A 22,866-nucleotide genomic window follows, 5' to 3' on the forward strand; every position below is an offset into this window, starting at 1 on the left:
ATCAGGACAGATGCTTGTCTGGAATGCTGCCATTTATCAGGGAGGAAATCTTGGCTCAATGTGCTCTGAGCTTGCTGTTGTCTTGTACGCTCTAAAATTTTTTCTCTTGCCATATACTCCGTCTGTTTTCGGAAATGTTCCGTCATATTATCCATTATTTTTATACTATGTTCTGTTCAAATATGACAGTCGGATCTGAAAGTATTTATGATTGCCTTTATCCCTTGAGAACATCAAAATAGTGATTTTGTCCCTCATCCTCGTACTCGCTCGTCACCGAGAGGCCCACGGTTGAGAGCAGCTTCCGGTACTCTTCAGCTCCGAGGGAGCGTGATTCCAGGCCCGTCATCACATCGTTCCACATGAGTGGTTCCGAAGGCGATGTAAACAGCAGGTGTCCACCTGGCACGAGTATGTCGGAGATCCTTCGTATCAGGTGCCGTTGATCTTCGGGAGAAAGCAGGAACATGAGCCCCCATGCGAGGACACCATCGAACGTTCGATGAAAAAAGTGAGAATCCTGGACGGCTTCGCACACCACGGGGATGTTTGGAAGATTGCGTTGGAAAGCCTGGACGAAAGAGGGGGCTGCATCCACACCAAAGACGGTCAGCCCTTCGGCAACCAGAATCTCGGTGATGGGGAAACCGGGCCCGCAACCCAGATCAAGAACAGCAGCCCGGCATGGGAGCATTTGGGCCCACTTTCGCACATTTTTCACGCCAATACCCGTCAAACGTCCACTGCTACGGCGGACCAAAAACTCTGCTGCGACACTTTCATATCCATTTGATCGATCCATCATGGCTTCATATCCTCCTTGTTCCTGTTGATACAGTACAGCTAAATGAGGGGAAATTTACTAGTACTCTGTCATCCTTGATTTGATAAATGGAGACCAAAGGAGTATCCTTGAGTTACGAATAAAAAACCAAGCTCAAGGAGGCATCCATGAAGAAGTATACCATTCAGTTAGACGCAGAACAACGCAAGCTGTTAGAGAGTTTGCTCACAGGAGGCAAGGCGCCAGCGCGCATCCAGACCCATGCGAGGATCTTACTAAAAGCCGATCAGGGAGAGCAAGGAGCGGGTTGGGAAGATCAACAGATTGCCGAAGCCCTGGGAGTGGGAACGGCAACCGTAGGACGAGTTCGGCAACGTTTTGTGGAGGGAGGGCTGCTGGATGCGCTCGTGCGTCGTCCCCAACCGGAACGACCCGAGAAACGGAAAATGAATGGGGAACTGGAAGCGCAGTTGGTCACGCTGGCGTGTAGTCAGACGGAAGGAGGGCAAAAACGCTGGACGATGCGCCTGCTCGCGGACAAATTGGTACAACTGGGGTTTGTCGATCACATCAGTCATCAAACGGTGTGGGTGACCTTAAAAAAAATGAACTCAAACCGTGGCTAAAGAACCAGTATTGTATTCCCCCCGAGGCCAATGCGGAGTTTGTGTATCATATGGAAGATGTGCTTGAGGTGTACCAGCGTCCATATGATCCCAAGTGCCCAAAGATCTGTATGGATGAGGGGAGTAAACAGGTATTGGCCCATACCCGGGAGCCGATCCCGATGGAAGCGGGTGAACCCGAACGCATCGATTATGAGTACGAACGGAAAGGAGTGTGCAGCGTGTTTGTGGCAATGGAACCGGAAACCGGGGCTTGTCAGGTGCGCGTGAGCCAGCGGCGCACGAAAAAGGATTGGGCATTCTTTTTGCGCGAGATCATTGACGTCCAGTATCCCCATGCGGAGAAGATCGTCTTGGTGATGGACAATCTCAATACCCATACTCCCTCTTCGTTTTACGAGACGTTTGAACCAGCCGAGGCCCGCCGATTGACCGAGAAACTGGAAATCCACTACACGCCCAAGCATGGGAGTTGGCTGAATATGGCCGAGATCGAACTGTCCATCTTAGCGCGTCAATGCTTGTCCGATCGCTTTCCAACCAGAGAGGCGCTTGCCGCTCAGGTGGATGCTTGGCAGCGTGAACGCAACCAGGCAAACGTAACGATCAACTGGCGTTTCACCACCGCGGATGCTCGCATCAAGCTCAAACGCCTCTACCCATCAATTGAACAATGACAGAGTACTAGTGCGATGGTGTATCGTTCTTTTTCGTTAAAATCGCGCTTCCAGGTCAATTGAAGGGGAGTCTATCTCTTCGAGTATACTTTCCTACAATGTAAGTAGCAAGGTTTTTCATATATATTCGAGCGGGAAGGATAGAATGAACGTATCATCGTCATTCTATTTTATTTTTGAACGGTTTCTGCTCCAATAAAACAATCATAGATGCTTCTCCAGTATAAGCTGTTTAGGCTGTTTTTGAATAAGGGAGGGTGCCAGCATTTGCTCTTCTAAGTTTACGGTTTGAGAGACAAATGCTCAAAAATTCAAGATTGGGAAGCCATTAGTAGTCAACAACAGCTGTTTGACATAGGGCAAGGAGAATGAGTGGCACCCCAAGAAGGGCAAGAACTGGTATCTTTCGTAGGCATTGGGTATACTTGTGACAGAAAAATGAGGCGATACAAGAAAGAAATGAGAACGAATGTCAGAAGTATCCATGCCAGACGAGCTTCAGGCGACTATTGTCCAACGCTATGGGCTCGTCCTCAAGCACCCTCGTCGGATCGAGCATGGAGATGAGAACGTCATCTGGCAGGCTCTCACGCAACGCGGTCCAATCATAGTAAGGCTCGGCCCTGCATGGCGTTCTCCTGAACGGCTCACATGGATACATCAGATAATGTATGGACTCCATAAGACCATCCCTCAGGTCGTTATCCCTCTTCAAGCGCAGGATGGAAGGACCCTTTTCTGCTATGAAAATCAGTCTGTTGCTCTCTTTCCTTATATATCCGGAACGCAATTTGATCGGGAAAACCCCATGCTCCGTCATCAAGCCGCGACATTTCTTGCACATCTCCATCTGGCTCTGCTCCGTAATACTCCTGACACGCTCCCTTTTGAGCGCGATCTCCTGATTGGTCCCCCACCTCTTCCAACTCACTCAGACTCCCAGGCGCTCGTTGATCATGAACTGGACAGGTGGAACGAGATCCTTTTGCAGATATCTCCTTCGTTGACCAAAGGTCTCATCCACGGCGATTATTACCGGCGCAACCTGCTGACACAGGGCGAGCGTCTCATTGCATTGCTCGATTGGGATACCCTTCATTGCAACTTCCTGATGCAAGAGGTCGCCTGGTCAAGTTGGGAATTCTGCAAGGTCTCGGCTGGAGACAACTGGCATCCTGATCGCATCAAAGCGTTTGTTCAGAGTTACCAAGAAGCTGGAGGACCCTGTCCACGTGAAGAGTATGTACACTTCATTCCTTTTATCCGTTGGCGACTACGCAAGGAATTGCGTGACCACGAAATGGCAATAGCTCAAGGACTGCCAGGCGAACCTGAGTATGCGGCGCGACTCCTCGGTGCCTTTGAACGCCTGCGCACCATTCCAATACAGCTGTTTTAACATAATATATACTATTCGCATGTTTTGATAGAAAAAAATATATTTGAGGAGAAGACAACCACCATGGGCTTATCTATCCACCTGGACACTTTTCCGATCCTGGAAACAGAACGTTTGATCTTACGGCAACTCGCAGCGGCGGATGCGCAGGATGCCTTCCTCGTTCTGTCCGATGAAGAGAATATGCGCTACTACGATCCAGCGCCGATGACACGACTCGAACAAGCGGAAAAGAGTATTGAACGTCATCGAAGGCGCTTTGCTGAACAGGAAGCGCTACGCTGGGGCATTGTATTGAAGGAAGAGAATAATATCATCGGCAACTGTGGATATTCATGGGATACCGATAACCACTATGCAGTTTTAAGCTATATTCTCTCAAAACACTTCTGGAAGAAAGGGATCATGACCGAGGCTCTGACGGCGATTATTCAGTTCGGCTTCGAACACATTCACTTACATCGTATTGAAGCTGAGGTTGCGTATCCCAATCTCGCTTCCGCACGCTTGCTTGAAAAGCTCGGCTTTCAGGAAGAGGGACGCCTTCGCGATCGTCAATATGTCGATAATCAGTTTGTTGATGAACGGATATTTGCGCTTCTCAATCCCAACGCAGTGGACAACTAAATTGTTCCCTGGGAGCGCGGGCAATTCATCAATTTTCTCCTCTCCGGGCAAGCGCTATGCTCAGTGCGAGCGCGACCAGCAGGATACCAATATTGACGAGGGCGGCGACACTATACCCCTCAGCAGTAGGCAATACCTGTACGGCGGGGGTAAAAGCAGTCAGAACTGTTGCACTCAACGCGCTTCCTGCGGAAAAGCCGATCGACCGAAGAACCTGGTAGAAGCTCATCGCGCTATCTGTCTCCTGAGCGGTGACACCGCGCACAATCTGCAATGGGTTTGAAGCAAAGATGCATCCTACCCCGAAGTCAGCAAGGACGCGCCTGCTACGCGGAGACAACAGGACTGACAGACTCTAAGGATGAATGGGTAGTGCCACTCGGGATGGTCCAAGCGGAAAAGAGAGGTCAAGAAACGTATTACCGGGTCAATCAGGAGACGCACAACTGATTCTCGCTACGGCAACTCAAACCTATGAGGTGCGCATTGTTCCTGAATATCCTGTCATTCCAGAAATTCTTGTCACATTACGCCCGTGTAATGGAATACAGGTAACACTTCAACCACGAAAATGAAAAAGAAGAGAAAGAGTGTGACGCAGCACAGCCCAGGGAATTACATGCTGATCTACCTTCACCTTGAACCAGGCACGCGAGTCGTCCTGGCTTCGTCCAATGAGGCCACGTGTAGAGGCGTGGCCGGTACTATCTGAGTTGGTACAGGACACTGAGGTCGTTGACGAACTGTTATGTGGCCTGCAAAGGTGAGAAGTTTCAAGAGCAATGGCTCAATATCAGTGTGATTGCGAGCAGAGCAGGCAGAGGAGCAGTTAAGCTGCCAGTAAAATGGTACAATGAGCAAGAGATGAAGGCCGCTCATCACGCTTTGTGAAAAGCAGGGCAAGCCAAAACACGTTCGCTTAGGATGGATTTTGATGAGTGATTCCCGTTTTTCTGCTGATCCTTTCAGGATACACACTGATTTCCTGGCTGCTTATGTGCTCGTTAACTACGATTTGGTACCCCCGATAACCTGTCAGGTCTTGTCCCAAAGAGCAAATACTCTTTACTTGATCACCACTGGGAATGGTCAATTTGTGTTAGGGATCTATCCTGTTCGTTCCTTGTCTCGCGAGGAGTGGGAAGCTCAAGCACAGCTTATGGCGATGCTTGATAGCAATGGGATCGCGGTAACAGCGCCAGTTTCACGAAAGGATGGCTTCTATACACATGCATTCAATACGCCTTCGGGATCACACTATGCGTTGCTCATGCGTTTCGTTCCTGGGAGCGCTCCTGGTGAAACACTCACAGAAGGTCAGGCTCACCTGTATGGAAAGACCGTGGCACAGATGCATCTATGTATGGATCGGCAAACAGGCTCCTACCAACGCCATCACATGAACCTCGCGTTTCTGCTTCACGATCCGCTCGCGCTTATGGCTCCTTTGCTTGAGCCATTTCCAGTGCTGTATCGATCCCTTTCTGAGATGGTTGTGCATATCAAACTGAAGCTGGAGAAGATGAATCTTCCCACAACTCCTCCGTATTATGGGATCTGCCACGGAGACTTGCATTGGAAGAACCTGCTGGTTGATGAGCAAGAACAGGTAACATTAATCGATTGGGATTACGTTAGCTATGGATGGCGCGTGTATGATCTAGCAGCGCTTCGACGGTCACTCGAACCAGTGATCAGCCTGGAGGATCCAGAGAAACAACGCCGCCTTTCTCTTTATGAGGCATATCTTCGTGGATACGACCAGATGCGTCCTCTTAGTACTCCTGAATACTCTGCCCTTCCTTATTTCGTTGCAACCCGCTATATTTGGATATGTGCCGAAAGGATCGCTTTATCAGTGGACAGTAAGTGGGGAGCCAATGCATTCACTGAAAGCTATTTCGATGAGCTGTTCAGAACCGTGAATAGATGGGTAGATACATATTGCTTCTAGGACAGCTCGTCCAGATGAAAAAGACTATTCGTGTGCATACTGATGCGTAGCTTTGAGCAAAAAAAGAGGCATAAATAACAATTGAAGGAAGGAAAGTAATCAATCAAAAGACAATGACTTTTGGTATTTACTATATGGCGTTGGAAGCTTGTTACTAAGAACCCATGATCCTTTCTATCCCATCAGCAGTGCCAGCCTATCTATATCTGGCACTGCCACGTACTGGATCATGAAGACAAGGAGATGATGAGACGCTATAAGCTCACTCGATAGTCAGTCACGTAATCTAGATGGAAATGGGAAAAGGAAATCTGTTACCTTTTCCCAGGAACTTAGTGCTTCTGGGCCGCTTCCTTGACCAGATTGGTATCGTTCACTTTGGGGAGATTAACACTCCACTATGACTCAATCGGTGGAGCTGTATCTAATGTCTGGCATTTCGCTTTATCAACTCGACTCTTTTTAGTATTCCTTCAATGCCACAAAAAACAGAAAAAACAGAACAATAGCAGCAAAATTGCTTGCCTGGCTATGGATGTTAAAGGTTGTTCTCTATCAACAGAGAAGAAAAAACCAGAGAACGCCTCGCAAGCAATGAGGTTGCCCCCTGTGTCTTTCCTGAGCAAATGGAGAAGTGGCCTATCACTATCTATAACTGTAGGACTATCCATGTCAATAGAGTGCTGCTGAAGCTCCAGGGACACCTCTGGAGCTTCAGCAACCGCATCATGCGCAACCTCTCTACCCATGAGAGAGCATTATACAGGAACTGAAGACGCTCCTATACTTTATCCGACTCGACTACTGGCAGGCCGTGGATGCCGAGCGTGGTAGAGATTTCGCTACCATCTCGGTCGTAGGAGGAAAGGCACTCTGTGTCATCAGGCTTCGTTGAGCATGTTCTGTGAGAGATTCCACAATCGTGCCGCTTTCTCAGGGTCGATCGCAAATGCTGCTACCCCGCGACGAATACCGGGCTGATGCGGCTCAGCTTCGTTACAGTCTTCAAAGTAGCGGCCGGTGACGCCCTCTACAAGCGGTGAGGCAGCCAGCAAAACAGAGGTCGCCGCGCCTTGCTCGATGGTCTTCACTGACACCCCTGTGCTTGCCGCACCTGATTGGGCAGGATTCACTGCTGCAGTTGCCAGGTAGCGTCCAAGATTGGTGTTGGCGATGCGGCCAGGGTTGAGCGCATTGGCAACGATACCATCATTGGCCCAACGTTTGGCAGCTTCGACTGCAAACAGAATGTTGGCCGTCTTGGATTGTCCGTAAGCAACCCAGGTATCATAGGGGCGAGTGCGAAAGTCGATGTCAGCAAAATCCACCTCACCATTGATATGGCCCACTGAGCTGACCGATACAATACGAGCATGACCCGTCGCGGCCAGCGCATCATGCAAACCAAGCGACAGTGCAAAGTGACCGAGATGGTTCGTGGCAAATTGCATCTCGTGCCCCTGCCGACTTTCCTCCCGCTGTGGAATAGCCATGACACCGGCGTTATTAACGAGGATATCAAGTGTACCCTCCCAACTTCTGACAAACGCACGGACCGAATGCAGGTCTGACAGGTCGAGCTGCCCAACATGAATATGCTGGTTGCCTGTCGTCTGCCTGATGTCTGCGGCGATCTGTTCACCTGCATCGATATTACGGACGGCGAGCATCACTTCAGCACCAGCCTGCGCCAGAGCGCGAGCTGTTTCTACACCGATTCCACTTGCGCCACCGGTGACAATAGCTCGTTTTCCATGTAAATCGATCCCTTCGATGACTTCCATCGCGGTTGTTGTTGCACCGAACGGCGTTGTAATAAATTCTGCCATTTGCTTCCCATCTTTCATAATTATCTTCAATTTTTCACTATACGCTTGTACTCTTGAGCGATAACGCTCTGCTCATGCCAGCAGCAGGCAAGTTGGCCAGAGACTCAAGAATCTGGAGCGTGTCAGTACTATAGCGTCAATGCCCACTGCTCATATCAGGCACAAACCCGATCTCTTCGTAATATCTGAGAGCAGGAATGCTCAATCTACTTCTTTGAGCGACCTCGTGAATGGTATAGGTTTCTTGATGATCAAGAGAGGCTATCCTTCTTCATATCTGTAGTATAAAAAACCTCAAGTACTTGAGGTCAAGAGCCTGAGGTTTTTCTTTTAGATTTGTCCTGGATACAACGAGGACGTGACCTTATCCATTGAATGTGATTAATTGCTTAATATATATAGATATACATAGTAGAAGATTACACTCATTTTTTATGCCCTGGAGGCAAGGAGAGCAAAACTAAGAGCAAACCGATAGGTTGTTTGCTCTTTTTTCAAACGTCTGGCAGTTTACAACTCATGATACTCGTGTGAAATTGCATGACCTCTATGCTGATCTCAAAAACGGCCTGGACTGATGACTAGAAAGCGAAATACTCTGTCTGCTTGCTTTTAACAAGCAGACAGACATATATTCACTAGTTGTTTGCTTTCACAATCTGAAGTACTCTTGCAAGAGTCAAAGTTGGAAAACAATACAGACGCACCTCTGAGAAGCCTCCGCCTTCAGGCATGAGGTGCTTCACGAAGGAGTATTGGCAAAGCCACAGGCGACCTGGTGACTACTATGAGTGACCCACGTGTGAGAGCTGGTATCCCACCACTGATTGTCATAATCCCAGACATACACCGTGACAGTCGGATCATAAGCGGCTGGTTCAGACTCGATATTGGTCAACACCTCCTGATAGCCAGTGTTCGTTGTGTAATCCCAATTCTCGACAACAGTGGCATTCACACACTCATCCCCATAGTGGTAGCTGGTGGTACTGCTACCATTGCTACCATTGCTACCAGGTGGCGGGATATTGGGTGGGAGAGGAGCACATCCACTCACACTGACATTGATCTGAGTAGTGGTAAACGTCCCGGCATCATCCCTAACCGTGAAGGTGAGTGTATCTGTGCCATTGTCAAGCGGTGTGTAAGTGACACCGGTCCCATCGTCATTGAGTGATGCCGAACCCAGGCCCAGCGTGTCGACGCCGAAAATACTCCAATACCACAGGCCACTCGGATCGACCATACTGGGATCAAGCACAGAGATACTGTGTGCCGAACAATCCGTTATCGTATAGTAGGGATCCGAGAGGGTAGGCCAGTCCCAATTCTCAACGGCTGGCAGATCCTCCTCATTGGGGAGAGGAGAAGGCGGAACATCAGTAACACTACCACCGGCATCAGCGGTTTTGCAATTCCCAAAATGAACCTGTTGAATACAGGGGCCATCGGCGTATCCAGGTGCTTCGCCCTGGCCAACATAACAGGGAACACCAATGATACCTGAAGTGGGAATACCAAGAGCTATCCCAGTACTACTGTTGGCGACAACGACACGAGAGTAGAGCACAACTCCGCAATTTCCCCCTTCTTTATCTGCGTTGTTGAGTGCATTCACAAAAAGCGTTGCCCCAATACCATATGCTCCACAGGCTGCGATAAGGCCAACCAGAGGATAGCGTGTGGAGGGAAATTCTTTATCAAGAAATCCCCGACCCGCACCACCCCCAAACCCACACACGCCAGCAACGATTCCTTTTGTCTGCAGGTCAGTGGCAAGCTTGATGGTATCGCATTCACTCAGACGCTGGACAGTCGTGGAATCCTGATATCCCAAAGATGAACCATTGTCCTGGGATAGAGCCACTTCTGTGAACCCTTTACCCTGACAGGCAGGAGGATAATAATTAGCGTGCGCTTTTGATGAAGGGACAGCAAAATTGGTGACAATGGTTGCTATCAATACCAACAAAATAATCAGGGCGTAACGCACCATGTTGTGCCACAGCGTGCGACGCGCTACATTGGCAAAATACATACGACTCCTTTCAGCATGTACTCATTTTTGTCTAAAAACAGTCATGAAAGAATGAGGATGAACAGGTACTTCAGACTGTTATGGTTCATTCTATACAACATGTATTAAGTAGCAATAATTTTTTCGTTAAGGAGTAATTACATAAAGTTCGAGCTTTATTTAATGTGATTAAATTTGCACTGCCTGGTCGAGTTCTATGCTTTTTGACGAAAACAACGAGTGTGTTTCGACCCTCGGCTAGTAATAACAAACAGGCGCAAGATCGATGCATGACCTTGCGCCTGAATGGATGAGGATTAACAAGCACAATAGGTTAGATGGGTTGTGGTGGATGATGGGGGCGGCGAGGTAGAGGTCAGGTGAAACAGGTGGTGTTGAGATTGCAGCTCAAGTGCAGAATGGAAGCGTCCGTACTCTTTTATTGATTGAGGACCTCGCCATGCTTCGTGGAGCGTGAATAGACACTCCGCAATGGCTGGCGACGAATGGACACATCTAGTTATGGCGCAACATGCGAACTGAATGGCGGCAAACAATATACCAACAAGGAGCACAAATGAATACTCCACGTGATGATGGGCCACTTGGCCAGAGAATTCGCGGCTTCCAGCATTTTGGAATGACCGTGCAGAACATGAATCGCGCGTACGAGTTCTACACGGAAGTGTTGGGGGGTACGGAGATCATGCGCGATGGCGACTTTCAGGGAGAGAAGATTCATAATACTCTACTGCTGAATGACGAGATCGAGGCCATCGAGAAGAGGATCAACCCCGCCACGATCGGAGTGCCCGATTTGCGGGGTGGCCAGCAGCGTCTCGATGTGCGCTTCATCCAGTTCGACAACATGGTTCTGGAATTGTTGCACTATCGAGAGAGCGGGGAGCCGGAAGGAAGCGGTGCCGCGTGGGCGCCAGCGCACGAGAGCAGGAGTCCGGCCTACCCTCGTTCACTACATCTGTGCTTCTACCTTCGTGATGACATCGATTTCAACAAGTTCATCCACGATCTCGAAGCAGAGTCCGCCCAGCGTGGCATGACGAACGTCCGCGTAAATCGCATTGTCGCGATGCCGACTGAGGAGGGCCGACGAAACGCGCCGCTGGCCACCATGTCGAACAAGATTTCTGAAGGCAGGTCGAATGGCTGGGCCTTGATCTATGCACGCGGGCCAGAGGGTGAAGCGTTGGAATTTGTTCAAGCGCTGGATCCCGTGAAGCAGGTGTTCGCCAGTGCGCTGGAAAAGAGGCGACAGATGGCGGGGTCCTAGCACGCCTTCGTCCTTCGTAACGACTGGAGCAGTCGATGCTCCGGAAAACTGCTGAGTAAGGGAGATCAATGATGGCACATGAGCAGTCAGGTCCAAGAAAAGGGTACGATCACGTTCCAATGGGAGCCTATTCGGTTGTCGCCGAGGTGCACGCAAAGCCCGGCAAGGCCGACGAATTGCGCACGGCAACCCTACCTCTGATAGACCTTGTTCGCAGCGATCCCAAGAACCTCGTCTACTTCTTTCAGGTGGATCGGGCCGATCCTGGTCACCTCATTTTCTACGAGGTATTTGCAACGCAGGACGATTTTGAGGCGCACAACAACATGCCCTATGTGCAGGCATGGTTCGCGAAGCTTTCAGAACTCGCCGATGGCGGCGTCAGGATGACGAGGATGGAGATCCTTCAGGCGCCAAAGAAATAGGAACGTTCCTGGGCGACGAGGTGTTAGCCACGGTGCTACAACCCATTTCACCCTGAAGGACGGTGAGCCTGAGCAAGGAGGCAGCGTTGCGCAACTGCTCAGGGGTTCATCCTAGTGTTTCCTTGATCTTTGACCGCGTGCGTTGACGCAGGCGACGAGAAGCACTATGCCAGTGAGAAGCTGCCAGAGAAGGATCGTGTAGACCGAGGCGCGTTCAGGAATGCCGGACGGAATACGACCAATTGTGGGAAAGAGAACGATCACACCCACGACTCCGATAAAGCCGAGGACGATGCTTATTCTGCCGAACCAGCGTGGAGTCTTGAGGCGGCGCCATTGGAAACCCGTCACGATTGCGATAGTGTTTCCTGCAGGAATTGCCATGAAAGCACCGAGGAAATGGAAGGCGACGGTGCCGTTTTCGGTTGCGGCCGTGGACCCGTGAAATATTCCAACAAGAGTGATGCCGACGCTATAGATAAGCGCGAGAGGGAGATAGACCTTTCGCGATGCCTTCGAAAAGAGCCACAGCAGCAGGATGCTAGCGATGAGGAACAGCACTCCCTGGACGATGAACCCTGTATTCATGAGGTTGTGGAGTGGTGAACAAATTTGTCGGCCTTGAAAGGTGCTGCAATCGGGTACTCCAAGGTCGCTAATCCAGTTGGATGCGTAGCTATACACGGGTGTCTTCCACGCTGAGGCAGTGATCACCTCTAGCACCAAATATTCGAATACTGCAATGATCAAGAGAATGGCTGTAGCGATGCTCAATCCCTGGTCTCGCTGGTAGGTACCAGCAGATGTGCGCGGATGCGGCTGATCCTGGCGTACGGTTGGTCTATAGTCATTCATAGTTGTGCCTTTCTGTTCTCCGAGAGAGGTGAGAGCCCCTTTCAGGAGGGAATCACCCCGATTTGTTGCAATAATTGCAGCGTGTCTACACAGAGCCAATTCTTACAGTACGCTACGTGTCTGAGCATCTTTCCTTTTTCAAAAGGGTGTATGAGCTATGCCACCTACCATTACTCATCTATAAATTTTGTTGTGTTGGCCTCCAGGCATAGGACTGAATGACTTTTGAAGCGAGAACATAGATGACTGGCAAGAGTATCCATATATAAAAGATACGACCTGGTGGGAAGTTGGGAATGAGTAAAATGACTAAACTAAGCAGGAAAAAAGTGGGGTAGGACGTAATAAGGAGGATGCGATGTGTGTGTTCCTTAATATCTACCTCTGGCGCAAAAAGTCGATGATTTTTTAAAGCATAGGCCCAGAGCAACGAAGCAGAGTAACCACAACCTGCCAGAACGATAGTGTAAATGATCACTGCCACTGGAAACTGCGAATTATTTAAAAGACTATTGGTCACAGGGAAAAATGCGACGAAGGCCAGGAAAAGAATATTGATTCCAACGAATGTATTATCGATGCGTTCGATCATATTCATCAAGCGACGATGACCTTGCCAGTAACTGATTAGGACTGCGAAGGTTATGACGTAATATATTGTGTTTGTAAAGAATTCCTCGCTTAATGCCTTATTAAATACTTCAAGACTATTTGTCTTGGGAACTCTAATATCTAAGACCAGGAGCGTTAATGCAATCGCAAAAATGCCATCGGTAAGCAACACAATACGATCTTCAGATGGCTTCTTGGTTGTTTCAATCTGCTCACGTTGGTTGTATGGATTAGGCTTAACGTTCTCCTGAGACTGCGGCTGTTCTGATAGTTCCATTGATACCCCTTAAAAAAAACGCTAAATGCAGAGAGGATATGCCAGATGTATCTCTAGAAGTCAAACTTTTTTACAGTCTGACTCCTTTGATTCGATGATGAGAACGAAACGCGTGTTAAATCGTAGGCTCGTTTACGGCTGGTGAACCAGACAATGCTCTTAGCCAACTTACCATTTTTGGCATTATGCGCTCTGGAGCCTCTCGATGTGGATAATGTCCCAGATCATCCAGGATAACCACCTCGGCAGCAGGTATCTGGTGCTGAAGCTTAGTCGCAGTCTCGCGTACTCCTTGTTCATTTGTAAAGTCAGGATCCTTTGTACAAAAGTACGCCAGGGTTGGAACGTTCATCTGTGCGAGACGCTCATCCAGGCGAGGGGCCAAGAGCATACCCGCGACACTTTTCATGCTTCCTGGCTGTTTGAGATTGGTACGCAAGCCTTCCAGGTAGTCTGGTTCTACTGGATGCAAGGGATAGAGGCTCTTAAAGTAACTCGCCCAGATCACCCGGCCTAGAACGGGAACGCGGAGCGAAGTAGCCAGCAGAATAGGTACCAGCATGTTTGGCGCAGTATAAACCATCGGACTGATCATGACCAATCCCAGTACACGATCAGGATGTTCGAGTGCAAACAGGCCTGCCGAGGCTGCTGATATTGAACAACTCACTAGAAAGACACGCTCAATATGCTCAGCTTCCAAAATAGCCTCTATATCGGCGGAGAGAGCCTGAATGGTATAGGCTGCGAAATTTCCACGAGATTGCCCCATCCCGCGCAGGTCAGTAGTGATGACACGGTATCCAGCCTCTATAAGCAGGGGAGCGGAGCGCTCAAACTCGCGTCGCGTATCTCCCATACTCGGCAGACAAAGCACAGGGGGCCCCTGACCTGCAATCTCATAGGCCAGCGTTCCACCGGGAACTGGGATGAACTTTACGTTGCTTTCAGTATGTTGCATTATGGTAGGATTCCTCTCTATTTTAAAGTCCAAACGTTCGGACTTTTGTATAGTTAAAAAAAAGCATACATTTACGTCGGAACAGGTACAGGTTGGCTAAAGAGGAGGCCAAAGCAGGCTTCCAGCATTTGCTCTACCTTCGTTTCTTGATTTGCTGGGCCAAACGCCGCCTGATCGATGATCACCCGACTGATCATACCGATCATCATGCTGAACAGAGCATAGTCGGCAATCGGGCGTACCGGATACTCTCTACGCAACTCTTGCAGAAGGCTGAGCAGAATAAGATCCGAAGGCTGTAAGCCTTCCTCTACATAAGAAGGCGCTTTTCCCTGAATTAATATCTCTTGCTGCACGCGCAGAAAGCAAAAGGCATATTCCTGTCGATGGCTTACTCCCCAGATGATAAAAGCCCTGGCGATAGCAACAAATTTCTGTAAGGGTTCTGGATCAGCCATAGTATATGCCGACATTACGACATGATCCCGTTCTATCAGGATATCTCGTAGGAGGGCTGATGCCAATTCCTCCTTGTTTTTGAAGTGTGTGTACAGGCTGGCCTTCGACTTAAATCCCGCCATTTGACGGATATCATCAATCGATGTGCCATCATATCCGCGTATGCTGAAGAGTTGGAGGGCCGATTGCAAAATGAGGGTGCGGCTGTGGGAGCTATGCTTCTCGCTATCGGTTAAAACCATAGTTACTCTTCTTCTCTTTCATTCGAGTCCAAACGTTCGGACATCTTTAATATACAAAGAAGGAGAGAATTTGTCAAGATCTTCACATTCCCATTTTCTGGCGAAACTCATATTAAGAACTGTTATGAGAGACCTGGCAAGAGTGAGTATGAGAACGTGTTTGTCTGTTTCGAGTGTAGCTCATGCCCTTAGTTGAAGCTACCCTTTATCCACAGTTTTGTTGTGAATAGTGTGGAACATTTGACAAATAAACCTATTTCGTAAAAGGATATTGTGAAGTTGGAATAAAGCATACAATGACTCACCCAAAGGAAAGGGGCTAACAACTATTGATATGGCTGAGAAAGTGATCACGTTCACAGCTATTTCTACGCAAGCCCAGTTTGTTCCACCTCCTTCCTGTATCAAACAAAGCTCCAATCACAATGGCGAATCAAGCCGAGCAATTTCATGCTATAATTTACTGAGATGGATCAAAGAAATCCACCATGCTAATTGCAAACGATATATGTATCTCAATTATTCATATCATAAAAAACAGAAAACATACGATTGATATGAGCAGTCAATAACGCGACCTCATTCGTGAGCGCACGAATGCAGGGCTCGCCGCTGCGCGAGCGAGGGGACGTGTCGGAGGAAGGCCGAAGAAACTGATGACCAACGGGAAAGTAGCCCTCGCTCGTCAGCTCTTTGCTGATCCAAATCAATCCATTTCAGAGATTTGCTCGACGCTGGAGATATCTCGTTCAACATTGTATCGTTATGTCCGAGATGCCAAAGGGATATCGAAACCCTCTGATTCTCCCACTTAATTATACAGAAATTTCCCGCAGAATTTTGGGATTTACACGTCGCCGAAATTGCTCAGTTCTACGACGCTTTGTTCGATGAGCAACTCATCCCATCTCCCTTACTCGATGGTTATAACGTATGACGTGCACATGACTAAAGCTTCCTGCTGGTACTCGTTATGTACCAGCAGGAAGCTTTTTTGACGAGTCAAAGAAACTCCTACAGCGAGACATCTGAGAAACACCTATGGTGTTCGGAAGAGAGTGAGACCCGTTGGTGATGACGTTGACATTTCTGTGACCGCTGGTTTTCCTGAAACATCGTACGCATAAAACTTTACATAAAATTCTCCAGAGTGAGAACACGGCCAACCAACACGTGGCACACAGGTCTGTGTATGAAACTGGCCAGTATAGAATTTGTAATAGCTTCCTCCACTGGTGCCTCGAATCACAGCGTCACTAAACGTAATCCCAAGATTCTTCCCAGTTGAGTTTGTCGTGACGCGCGCCGTGGCTCCCCAGGACGATGGGGATGTGCCTGAACAGATCTCAAAATGGAATTGTGCTTGTCCATACCTGAGATGGGAAGCACTTGACCCTGGATAATAGGTAAACGTTGGGTAGATGCAACGCGTTGTCAGTGCTGATGCTGTCTCTGCATGTGCTGGTGTGGCTGCAACAGCCATAGACAAGAAAGCACAGGAGAGGGCAAGAAAAACGCCACAGAGAAGGAGTGCTTTTTTAGAAACGCTCTTCCCTGATCGTACCAGATTCATGACAATTTCTCCTCTTCGTAGCAGTACTATGTGTTTTGAGAAACGAACTCCACAGTGCTTCTCCCCACGAAAAATGCTCGACCATAGGGCCTGTGGAGTTCGTGTATTGCAAGATGCTGCATTCTCAAGGAGTCTTAAAAGACTCTAAGAGAAGCATACTGCCACACGATCACAACCTGACTATGATTTCACATGTGAGGTACATCTTCAGACAAACTGGCATACAGGTGTTCAAGTTGGGCCGCCTCTCGGTTTCGTTGGGTGGTGTACAGTAGAGCAGTATAGTGCTGTAAGACGACACGAAACCGTTTGTGAGAAGGACCAAAAGCCTCTTTTCCTATGGCAAGCGCGCGCTGATAGAGGGGTTCCGCTTCCTCATATCGCTGTTGAAAACGATACAATTGAGCAAGCTCACACAACAACTCCAGCAGTTCGGGATGATGCTGACCGAGAGCACGTTCCTGGATCTGAAGAGCACGTAGGAACATTTCTTCAGCTTGTTTCTCCTCTCCTTGCTTTGCAGCAAGTTCTGCTAATCCACGAATGCAGTAAGATGCCTCTTGATGGTCCGATCCAAGGCTTTCTTCCAGATTTTTGAGAGCTCTTTGATAGAGAGCTGCTGCTTCGTGGTATTTGCCCTGTTTCACAGAAAGATCAGCCAGGTTAGTCAGAGGCGAGGCCAGATCAGGATGACCTGAACCTTGTGCTTGTTCTCGAATACGTATCGCACGTCGATAGAGGGCTTCAGCCTCTTCATAGCGATTGAGCGCCGCATATACCATGGCGAGGTTGTTGAGAGGAAAGGCCAATTCTAACTGCATAGAGCTTTGTGACTGCTCGCGGAGCTGTAATGCCCGATCATACAACGGCTCTGCCTCCGTATAGCGCTCCTGCATAAAATACAGAAGAGCCAAATTATTCAGAGGAAGGGCCACAGCCGAATGCATAGGTCCTTGCGCCTTTTCTCGTATGAGGAGAGCACGTTGAAACAGGCGTTCTGCCTCTGCATATTGACCTTGCTTGAGAGAGAGATCTCCCAGGTTGTTGAGACAGGCGGCAACATCAGGATGCAGGGATCCCAACACATTCTCTCGGATATCAAGGGATTGCCGAAAGTTCGTTTCTGCTTCTGCATACTTCCCCTGCCAATACGCAAGTTTTCCAAGCTGATTGAGGGTCCCTGCAACTTCAGCATGTATACGACCAAGTGTCTGTTGTTGGAGTGCAAGCATGTGTTGATAGAGCTTTTCCGCTTCATTATAGCGCGCTCTCACTGTGAGATATGCTGCCGTTTTGGTCAAGAGTTCACTTCGATAGAGTGAAGAAAGGGTTTCTTGCTCACAATGATGAAGCACAGTTAGGGCATGAGGTACAACCTGCTCACACCAGGACCAATATTCTATCTGTTCAAATAGAGCAGGAAAGGCTTGATTCACAAGGCAGAGGGCTTGATCCAGAAAAATTCGCCGGTCATCTTCTGGGAGTGCTTGCGTCAGAATCGTTTTCACCAAACGGTGGAGTGAGATCGTTTTTGTGTGCGCATGACGATTCACAAGGGAATGAGAGAGCAAATCCTCAAAGAGGGTTTGCCAGGTAAAAGGAGTAGAAATCCATTCCCGCACATGTGCATCCAGACAACCGATATTCTCTGTTATCAAGGCTTCTGGAATAGCATCTGGAGCCAGAAAAGAGCAGATCCCTAACAAGGCCGCTGCGGCTGGATTCGTCTGTTGGATTCGGGAGAAAGAGAGAGTAAATGTTTTCGCCACAGAGAAGGGATACGTCGCAAGATGCTCCCGTTCATCCAACAACTGAAAAGGATTGGCATTGAAGAGGGTAGAAAAATCGGAGGGGCTACAACCAGTTTTTGCGATATAGGCTCCTGCCTGATCTAAAGCAAGTGGAAGACCATCGAGCAAAGCAACGATGGAATCCGTCATGTGTTCTTCCACCGTCGAGGGGCTGGGGTGCAGGTCCTGAGAGAACGCACGACGAATAAGAAAAAGAGTTCTACTTTCATCGTGAGACATGCGTTCAACTGGAATGACAGGTGCAAGCGAACCAAGCGTCTGCAAGCGCGTCGTAAAGAGCAGTGAACCCTGCCGAGCAGCGGGCAACACCGGACGAATCACCTCAAGATGCTCAACATTATCCACAATTACCAGCCATTGGCGATGGAAAGTGAGCCACTCTTTAACGGCCGACAGAATCTTGTATTGCTCTTTTTGGTGTTGTTCGTCTAACTTTAAAATCGCTGCGATTGAGGTACAACTCGTGATAAGGCTTTCTTGCGTTTCGGCAGCAAGCCAGAACACCGCTGAAAATTCGTGATGGTATCGATAGGCATATTCAAGAGCGATTTGCGTTTTCCCAATACCACTCATGCCGCTCAGGACACAAGATTGTGTGGAATGGACTTCCTGCTCTGCCCCAAGGAGGTGATAGAGCTTTTTCAGATATACCTCTCTCCCAGTAAAGAACGCATTACGCTGATAGGGGATATTCCAGTAAGGCGGTAAAGCGGTTAAACTTGCTTCAAGCAACGCGCCGGTATCAGATGTATCCAGGTCCAAGAGTCTCGCAAGTTCTAGAACGATCCCCCGGGTTCCTGGTAAATAGTCTCCTTGCTCCCATGCCCAAATCGTGTTGTAGTGGACTCCCAGGAGTATGGCAAGGTTTCGCTGTGTGATATGCTTCCGCTTCCGATAGTTTTTCAGGAGGTCTCCAAAGGGAAAAATCTCATTGGTACCCATGTATATATCCTATCTTCCTGACCTGCTCATAAAAACGACATCCCTAGAGTATTCTTATTCTCTATACACTAAAGACGAGTAGAAAGATGGCTTCTCCTACTCCCAGTTCTTGGATGTGCAAAGGTTCAAGCAAGTCACAGAAGGGAAAAAATCTGCACTAATCAAAGTGGGACATGCTGTTCTCCTTATTATCCGACGTGACGCGTTTCACCGTTGTGTTGCATCTCCTCACCATATCAATGTCTTAATTGTAGGAATAAAAGGCATTTGGATGGATGAAGTGTAAAAACTACTGGGATTGGCTTCCCAAAATCGTAGTAGAAGCGGTCAGGAAGACGATCGCTACAATCATGACACAAACAAATAGGATACTATTCCTATCACGTAAACAACTCATCATGAGCTCCTTTTGTCCTTACAAACGTAGAAGCATGCTGACCCTATGAAGATTATATAGGAAAGCGTATACCAGGGGACTGATATCGCCGGAGTGCTTCCAGGAATCGTAAACCACGGGACGAATGCATTTGGCGTGATGATAAACCCGTGAGATGCGACAAGGAGCAAAGTCAAGCTATACCAGGGAAAAGAAACATGCGGGAGCACGGAAACAAAACCAAACCAGGAAATGATGATGTGCGGATCAGCAAAAGCGTACCAGGGAATGGCGACATGGGGAGAGGCGATACCAGTGGATAGATGCGTCTGCGGAGCCAGGCAGAGCACTGCCATCACTATAGTGAAAGCTCCTATGGCAAAAAGCACGAGAAAACGCGGACGTGTGGTCATGTCATTTCCTCTTTCTTGCTAAGAGAGATGCTGAGAATTTCTGCAGCAGGCACGTACATGTCATCACCGATCGATCAATTAACTATCGGGATAAACGATAGCAGGAACGGCGCTTATTGCCTGCCAGGTATGGAACTGGTAAGACGCGAGAACGAGCAAGCAGAAGACAAATATGATCAAAGCAATGATCACAAAAACGAACTGGGGACATGTAAGAATCACAGGGATCTCTTCCTTAGTGAATACTGACATACACAAATGTGTCTATTGCAATTATAGATATTATTCGTGTCCCATGCATTTTTTCTGTACAAAATAAATCGCAAAAACATATTGCACTTTTAGCATGCCTATGGGTGCGATTTGATACGAGAAAAAAGTGAGTCGTTACTTTCCAGGGCCGTCCTTTTGCTCTTCAGCTCGCTCTATAGAAAAGGCCGCCAACTGCTCGATCTGTTGATGAAGCCACACACAACCTTGCTGCTGTGTGTTCCCGGTGTAGACATCATTGGTCACATTCGCTAACTCGCTCAGCAGCGTTTGGGCCGCCGGTTGGTGGAGCTGCGCGTCCGACATGGCAATCAATGCTTTGGCATCGTACCGGGCCTGCCCAAGCATATGAATGATGCCATTGATCGCAGTGACAGCTCTTGCAGCGATCTGTGTTTGTCGAGTTGTGACACCGGGAGAGGTGGCAACACTTGTCAGGTGACTGGCGATATGGGGGAAGAATCCTTCGACTGCTTGCGTCGGAGAAACATTGATCAGGCCCATACGTAACAGGGTTGGATCGACGAGCAAGGGCGTCTTTACAGACACATCTTGATAGACGTACGCCGTTCCATCAATATAATCCAGAGTACGAATAAGTTGCCGCCGCATCAATGATACATCAGCGTGTCCCCATTCATCACGCGCTGATTGGGTCCACTCGATGAGCTTCCCGCAATTTTTATACTGCCAGTAATCAAGTCCTGAGTGGAGCCCCAGTGGTTCCAGGGTTGGGTCCTGGACAAGCAGATGTCGTAGGTGGTCAAGGAAGCTGAAATGACGACTATCACTGGAGGAGGGTATTTGGGCAATTGATCCTGAATAGCGCCTGGCATGACTATTTGGCGAAGGAACAATCGGCGGAGCACTACTCTGGCTTTCCTCGGTCAGCAGAAACTGACTATAGGTAGCTAGAAGGTTGTGGTGTTCTGGATCACGATAGATGAGCTCTGCAAACCCGTTGTGCGGAAAAAGCGTTCCGAGCAAACGTGGACGCCCATCGCTCACGTTTTTGTCACCGAGCAGCCAGGCATAGTACGTATTCCCACTTTTGGGGGGAAGAACATGCTGCAACGCAAGATGGACCTGGTCGCTCACGCCACTTGTCCCTTCCTGGTTATAGATGCGGCTACTTTCAAACGCGACCTGACCAACAATCACTGGTGCAGGAGGCGGAGATTGGCTGAGCATATAAGGCGTCAACTGCTGCTGTACGAAAACAAAAAAGACGGCGGTCAAGATAGTGAGAATACTCAAGGCGACAAGCGGAAACCTCATTGACCTTTGCGATGGCCGTTTTTGCTGGAGTGGCTTTGTGTCACGTAGCGTCGATGGTGGTCGTGTAGGAAACAGATCACGTTGTTGTGTATCAACACGTTCTGACTGCAAGAGCGTGATCTGGTCCCTGGCATCCTCAAGCGAGGAGAAGATAGGAGAAAATCCATGTTCCTTTGCCAAGTACCTGGCCAATCTATCCGCCTCAGGAATAACCAGAGCAATATGCTTCTTCTGTGTAGTGAGTATCCGAAAATCATGAATGTGGCGAAAAGCATGTCGCTGAGATGCGGTTCCGGACAGGACAAGCAACGGGACGTCGGAAGGGGTCTCCTGTACCCTTTTCAAGACCCCTGCGAGCTGATCCCGAGGGTCAACATGAATGACATGCAGCTTTTCTTCGAGAGCTTCCTGCAGCATATTCCCTCTTTTCTATACGAAAGCATGGAAACGCCCCTGATCAACACCCTCCTGTGAGGACGCGTATGGAAAACGCTTCAGCATATATCCTGTCACCGTGACAGCAACCACGTCGATGCCAAAACGCCGTAATTTCAGCCGCGCACGTGAGAGGGATCCTCGCAAAGGGCGAATATACTCATCCCAGAGACCTTCGTATTCAGCTGTTTGCAAACGAAGACGGGAGCGCTCAATATCCTCCTGGGAGGCCTGCCGCCCCCTTTCAAAGGATGCCAGCAACTGTTCATAGGGGCAGTAGTGCGGATAGCTTTCCAGGAGCGGAATCAATAAACACAATTCGCTGACCGTAAATTGCTGTTCTTCAAGAAACTCTGGTCCTGGGGCCACATGAGATAACGTTCCCAGTTTCGGGTTAAAAAACAGGACATGATCTGGTTCGAGAAGAGAGGTAAGCCGAAATGGCATCATTGCATTGGATCCTGCTGGATAACGTTCCCTGCGCGTAAGACTGGCCATGACTATTTTTCTCCTTTTTGAAGATACGAGACGAGGTGATCTAATATCGACGCAAAACACGAACCTTTATCTCTGGAAGGGTCACCTGCCCACTCTGTTTATCGCGACAATCAGAGAATATCTGGCAAACACGGGTGGAAGCACTCAGCTCCATAGCCACTATACCATGAAATTGATGCATTTGTCAACGTAATTTGATACGCTATGCATCAAAAGGTAGCGTAAAATGCACTCA

The 22,866-nt window shown here is 48.7% G+C and carries 20 protein-coding genes; 7 read left to right on the plus strand and 13 right to left on the minus strand.

Annotated elements, in window-relative coordinates:
- Positions 1-217: 217 nt before the first annotated feature.
- Positions 218-805: a class I SAM-dependent methyltransferase gene (locus EL633_RS23225; RefSeq protein WP_126629686.1), complete on the minus strand. Its 588-nt coding sequence runs from the start codon at positions 803-805 to the stop codon at positions 218-220.
- A gap of 146 nt (positions 806-951) precedes the next feature.
- Between EL633_RS23225 and EL633_RS23230 the strand changes: the two genes are divergently transcribed.
- The 3 genes from EL633_RS23230 to EL633_RS23240 all read left to right on the plus strand — a co-directional run bounded on the left by EL633_RS23230 (position 952) and on the right by EL633_RS23240 (position 4,113).
- Positions 952-2,087, plus strand: a protein-coding gene (locus EL633_RS23230; RefSeq protein WP_126627759.1) for an IS630 family transposase whose coding sequence is annotated in 2 segments (ribosomal slippage) — positions 952-1,372 and positions 1,372-2,087 — 1,137 coding nt in all. Because the reading frame shifts where the segments join, the coding sequence is not laid out codon by codon here.
- A gap of 469 nt (positions 2,088-2,556) precedes the next feature.
- The gene (locus EL633_RS23235) at positions 2,557-3,486 is read left to right on the plus strand and encodes a phosphotransferase enzyme family protein (protein ID WP_126629687.1); all 930 of its coding nucleotides are present in this window, start codon (positions 2,557-2,559) and stop codon (positions 3,484-3,486) included.
- 63 nt (positions 3,487-3,549) lie between these two features.
- Positions 3,550-4,113: a GNAT family N-acetyltransferase gene (locus EL633_RS23240; protein WP_126629688.1), complete on the plus strand. Its 564-nt coding sequence runs from the start codon at positions 3,550-3,552 to the stop codon at positions 4,111-4,113.
- 28 nt (positions 4,114-4,141) lie between these two features.
- Here EL633_RS23240 and EL633_RS23245 read toward each other — a convergent pair whose 3' ends face one another.
- Positions 4,142-4,453 (minus strand): MFS transporter, encoded by a 312-nt coding sequence (locus tag EL633_RS23245; RefSeq protein ID WP_126629689.1) that lies wholly within the window; start codon positions 4,451-4,453, stop codon positions 4,142-4,144.
- A 594-nt stretch (positions 4,454-5,047) separates the two neighbouring features.
- On the opposite strand from EL633_RS23245, the gene EL633_RS23250 reads away from it, so the two are divergent.
- Positions 5,048-6,067 carry a phosphotransferase gene (locus EL633_RS23250; protein WP_126629690.1) on the plus strand — a complete coding sequence of 340 codons (1,020 nt, stop codon included), beginning with the start codon at positions 5,048-5,050 and terminating at the stop codon, positions 6,065-6,067.
- A gap of 881 nt (positions 6,068-6,948) precedes the next feature.
- On the opposite strand, the gene EL633_RS23260 is transcribed toward EL633_RS23250, so the two are convergent.
- The 3 genes from EL633_RS23260 to EL633_RS23270 all read right to left on the minus strand — a co-directional run bounded on the left by EL633_RS23260 (position 6,949) and on the right by EL633_RS23270 (position 9,934).
- On the minus strand, positions 6,949-7,896 hold the full coding sequence (locus EL633_RS23260; RefSeq protein ID WP_126629691.1) for an SDR family NAD(P)-dependent oxidoreductase: 948 nt from the start codon (positions 7,894-7,896) through the stop codon (positions 6,949-6,951).
- Between the two features lie 136 nt (positions 7,897-8,032).
- A complete protein-coding gene (locus EL633_RS38260; RefSeq protein ID WP_126631862.1) occupies positions 8,033-8,161 on the minus strand; it encodes a MerR family DNA-binding transcriptional regulator in 129 nt (42 codons plus the stop codon).
- A 477-nt stretch (positions 8,162-8,638) separates the two neighbouring features.
- On the minus strand, positions 8,639-9,934 hold the full coding sequence (locus EL633_RS23270) for an Ig-like domain-containing protein (protein ID WP_126629692.1): 1,296 nt from the start codon (positions 9,932-9,934) through the stop codon (positions 8,639-8,641).
- 556 nt (positions 9,935-10,490) lie between these two features.
- Here EL633_RS23270 and EL633_RS23275 point away from each other — a divergent pair.
- Together EL633_RS23275 and EL633_RS23280 are read left to right on the plus strand one after the other, a co-directional pair.
- Entirely contained in the window at positions 10,491-11,204 is a 714-nt protein-coding gene (locus EL633_RS23275; RefSeq protein WP_126629693.1) for a VOC family protein, read from the plus strand.
- Between the two features lie 68 nt (positions 11,205-11,272).
- Positions 11,273-11,629: a putative quinol monooxygenase gene (locus tag EL633_RS23280; RefSeq protein ID WP_126629694.1), complete on the plus strand. Its 357-nt coding sequence runs from the start codon at positions 11,273-11,275 to the stop codon at positions 11,627-11,629.
- A 111-nt stretch (positions 11,630-11,740) separates the two neighbouring features.
- On the opposite strand, the gene EL633_RS23285 is transcribed toward EL633_RS23280, so the two are convergent.
- The 4 genes from EL633_RS23285 to EL633_RS23300 form a co-directional block, all read right to left on the minus strand.
- Positions 11,741-12,484: a DUF998 domain-containing protein gene (locus EL633_RS23285; protein ID WP_126629695.1), complete on the minus strand. Its 744-nt coding sequence runs from the start codon at positions 12,482-12,484 to the stop codon at positions 11,741-11,743.
- Positions 12,485-12,662: 178 nt separating this feature from the next.
- On the minus strand, positions 12,663-13,373 hold the full coding sequence (locus EL633_RS23290) for a TMEM175 family protein (protein WP_126629696.1): 711 nt from the start codon (positions 13,371-13,373) through the stop codon (positions 12,663-12,665).
- Positions 13,374-13,488: 115 nt separating this feature from the next.
- Complete coding sequence (locus EL633_RS23295; protein WP_126629697.1) at positions 13,489-14,334, minus strand: alpha/beta fold hydrolase; 846 nt, start codon at positions 14,332-14,334, stop codon at positions 13,489-13,491.
- 71 nt (positions 14,335-14,405) lie between these two features.
- Positions 14,406-15,035, minus strand: coding sequence for a TetR/AcrR family transcriptional regulator (locus tag EL633_RS23300; RefSeq protein WP_126629698.1), 630 nt, complete (start codon positions 15,033-15,035; stop codon positions 14,406-14,408).
- Between the two features lie 581 nt (positions 15,036-15,616).
- Here EL633_RS23300 and EL633_RS23305 point away from each other — a divergent pair.
- The gene (locus EL633_RS23305) at positions 15,617-15,850 is read left to right on the plus strand and encodes a helix-turn-helix domain-containing protein (RefSeq protein ID WP_281275977.1); all 234 of its coding nucleotides are present in this window, start codon (positions 15,617-15,619) and stop codon (positions 15,848-15,850) included.
- 224 nt (positions 15,851-16,074) lie between these two features.
- Here EL633_RS23305 and EL633_RS23310 read toward each other — a convergent pair whose 3' ends face one another.
- The 4 genes from EL633_RS23310 to EL633_RS23325 form a co-directional block, all read right to left on the minus strand.
- The gene (locus EL633_RS23310) at positions 16,075-16,608 is read right to left on the minus strand and encodes a hypothetical protein (protein WP_126629699.1); all 534 of its coding nucleotides are present in this window, start codon (positions 16,606-16,608) and stop codon (positions 16,075-16,077) included.
- 188 nt (positions 16,609-16,796) lie between these two features.
- Positions 16,797-19,361, minus strand: a complete 2,565-nt coding sequence (gene fxsT, locus EL633_RS23315) for an FxSxx-COOH system tetratricopeptide repeat protein (RefSeq protein WP_126629700.1) — start codon at positions 19,359-19,361, stop codon at positions 16,797-16,799.
- A gap of 1,176 nt (positions 19,362-20,537) precedes the next feature.
- Positions 20,538-22,115 carry a hypothetical protein gene (locus tag EL633_RS23320; RefSeq protein ID WP_126629701.1) on the minus strand — a complete coding sequence of 526 codons (1,578 nt, stop codon included), beginning with the start codon at positions 22,113-22,115 and terminating at the stop codon, positions 20,538-20,540.
- Between the two features lie 12 nt (positions 22,116-22,127).
- Positions 22,128-22,631 (minus strand): hypothetical protein, encoded by a 504-nt coding sequence (locus EL633_RS23325; RefSeq protein WP_126629702.1) that lies wholly within the window; start codon positions 22,629-22,631, stop codon positions 22,128-22,130.
- Between the last annotated feature and the right edge of the window lie 235 nt (positions 22,632-22,866).

The sequence above is a fragment of the Dictyobacter alpinus genome (assembly GCF_003967575.1).
Taxonomy (GTDB): domain Bacteria; phylum Chloroflexota; class Ktedonobacteria; order Ktedonobacterales; family Ktedonobacteraceae; genus Dictyobacter; species Dictyobacter alpinus.

What these genes read in the sequence shown, in the direction of transcription:
- EL633_RS23285 (WP_126629695.1), bottom strand. Translation starts at nt 12,484, where the DNA reads ATGAATGACTATAGACCAACCGTACGCCAGGATCAGCCGCATCCGCGC.
- EL633_RS23300 (WP_126629698.1), bottom strand. Translation starts at nt 15,035, where the DNA reads ATGGTTTTAACCGATAGCGAGAAGCATAGCTCCCACAGCCGCACCCTC.
- fxsT (WP_126629700.1), bottom strand. Translation starts at nt 19,361, where the DNA reads ATGGGTACCAATGAGATTTTTCCCTTTGGAGACCTCCTGAAAAACTAT.
- EL633_RS23280 (WP_126629694.1), top strand. Translation starts at nt 11,273, where the DNA reads ATGATGGCACATGAGCAGTCAGGTCCAAGAAAAGGGTACGATCACGTT.
- EL633_RS23250 (WP_126629690.1), top strand. Translation starts at nt 5,048, where the DNA reads ATGAGTGATTCCCGTTTTTCTGCTGATCCTTTCAGGATACACACTGAT.
- EL633_RS23325 (WP_126629702.1), bottom strand. Translation starts at nt 22,631, where the DNA reads ATGGCCAGTCTTACGCGCAGGGAACGTTATCCAGCAGGATCCAATGCA.
- EL633_RS23225 (WP_126629686.1), bottom strand. Translation starts at nt 805, where the DNA reads ATGATGGATCGATCAAATGGATATGAAAGTGTCGCAGCAGAGTTTTTG.
- EL633_RS23240 (WP_126629688.1), top strand. Translation starts at nt 3,550, where the DNA reads ATGGGCTTATCTATCCACCTGGACACTTTTCCGATCCTGGAAACAGAA.
- EL633_RS23235 (WP_126629687.1), top strand. Translation starts at nt 2,557, where the DNA reads ATGTCAGAAGTATCCATGCCAGACGAGCTTCAGGCGACTATTGTCCAA.
- EL633_RS23295 (WP_126629697.1), bottom strand. Translation starts at nt 14,334, where the DNA reads ATGCAACATACTGAAAGCAACGTAAAGTTCATCCCAGTTCCCGGTGGA.
- EL633_RS23260 (WP_126629691.1), bottom strand. Translation starts at nt 7,896, where the DNA reads ATGGCAGAATTTATTACAACGCCGTTCGGTGCAACAACAACCGCGATG.
- EL633_RS23270 (WP_126629692.1), bottom strand. Translation starts at nt 9,934, where the DNA reads ATGTATTTTGCCAATGTAGCGCGTCGCACGCTGTGGCACAACATGGTG.
- EL633_RS23320 (WP_126629701.1), bottom strand. Translation starts at nt 22,115, where the DNA reads ATGCTGCAGGAAGCTCTCGAAGAAAAGCTGCATGTCATTCATGTTGAC.
- EL633_RS23275 (WP_126629693.1), top strand. Translation starts at nt 10,491, where the DNA reads ATGAATACTCCACGTGATGATGGGCCACTTGGCCAGAGAATTCGCGGC.
- EL633_RS23290 (WP_126629696.1), bottom strand. Translation starts at nt 13,373, where the DNA reads ATGGAACTATCAGAACAGCCGCAGTCTCAGGAGAACGTTAAGCCTAAT.
- EL633_RS23310 (WP_126629699.1), bottom strand. Translation starts at nt 16,608, where the DNA reads ATGAATCTGGTACGATCAGGGAAGAGCGTTTCTAAAAAAGCACTCCTT.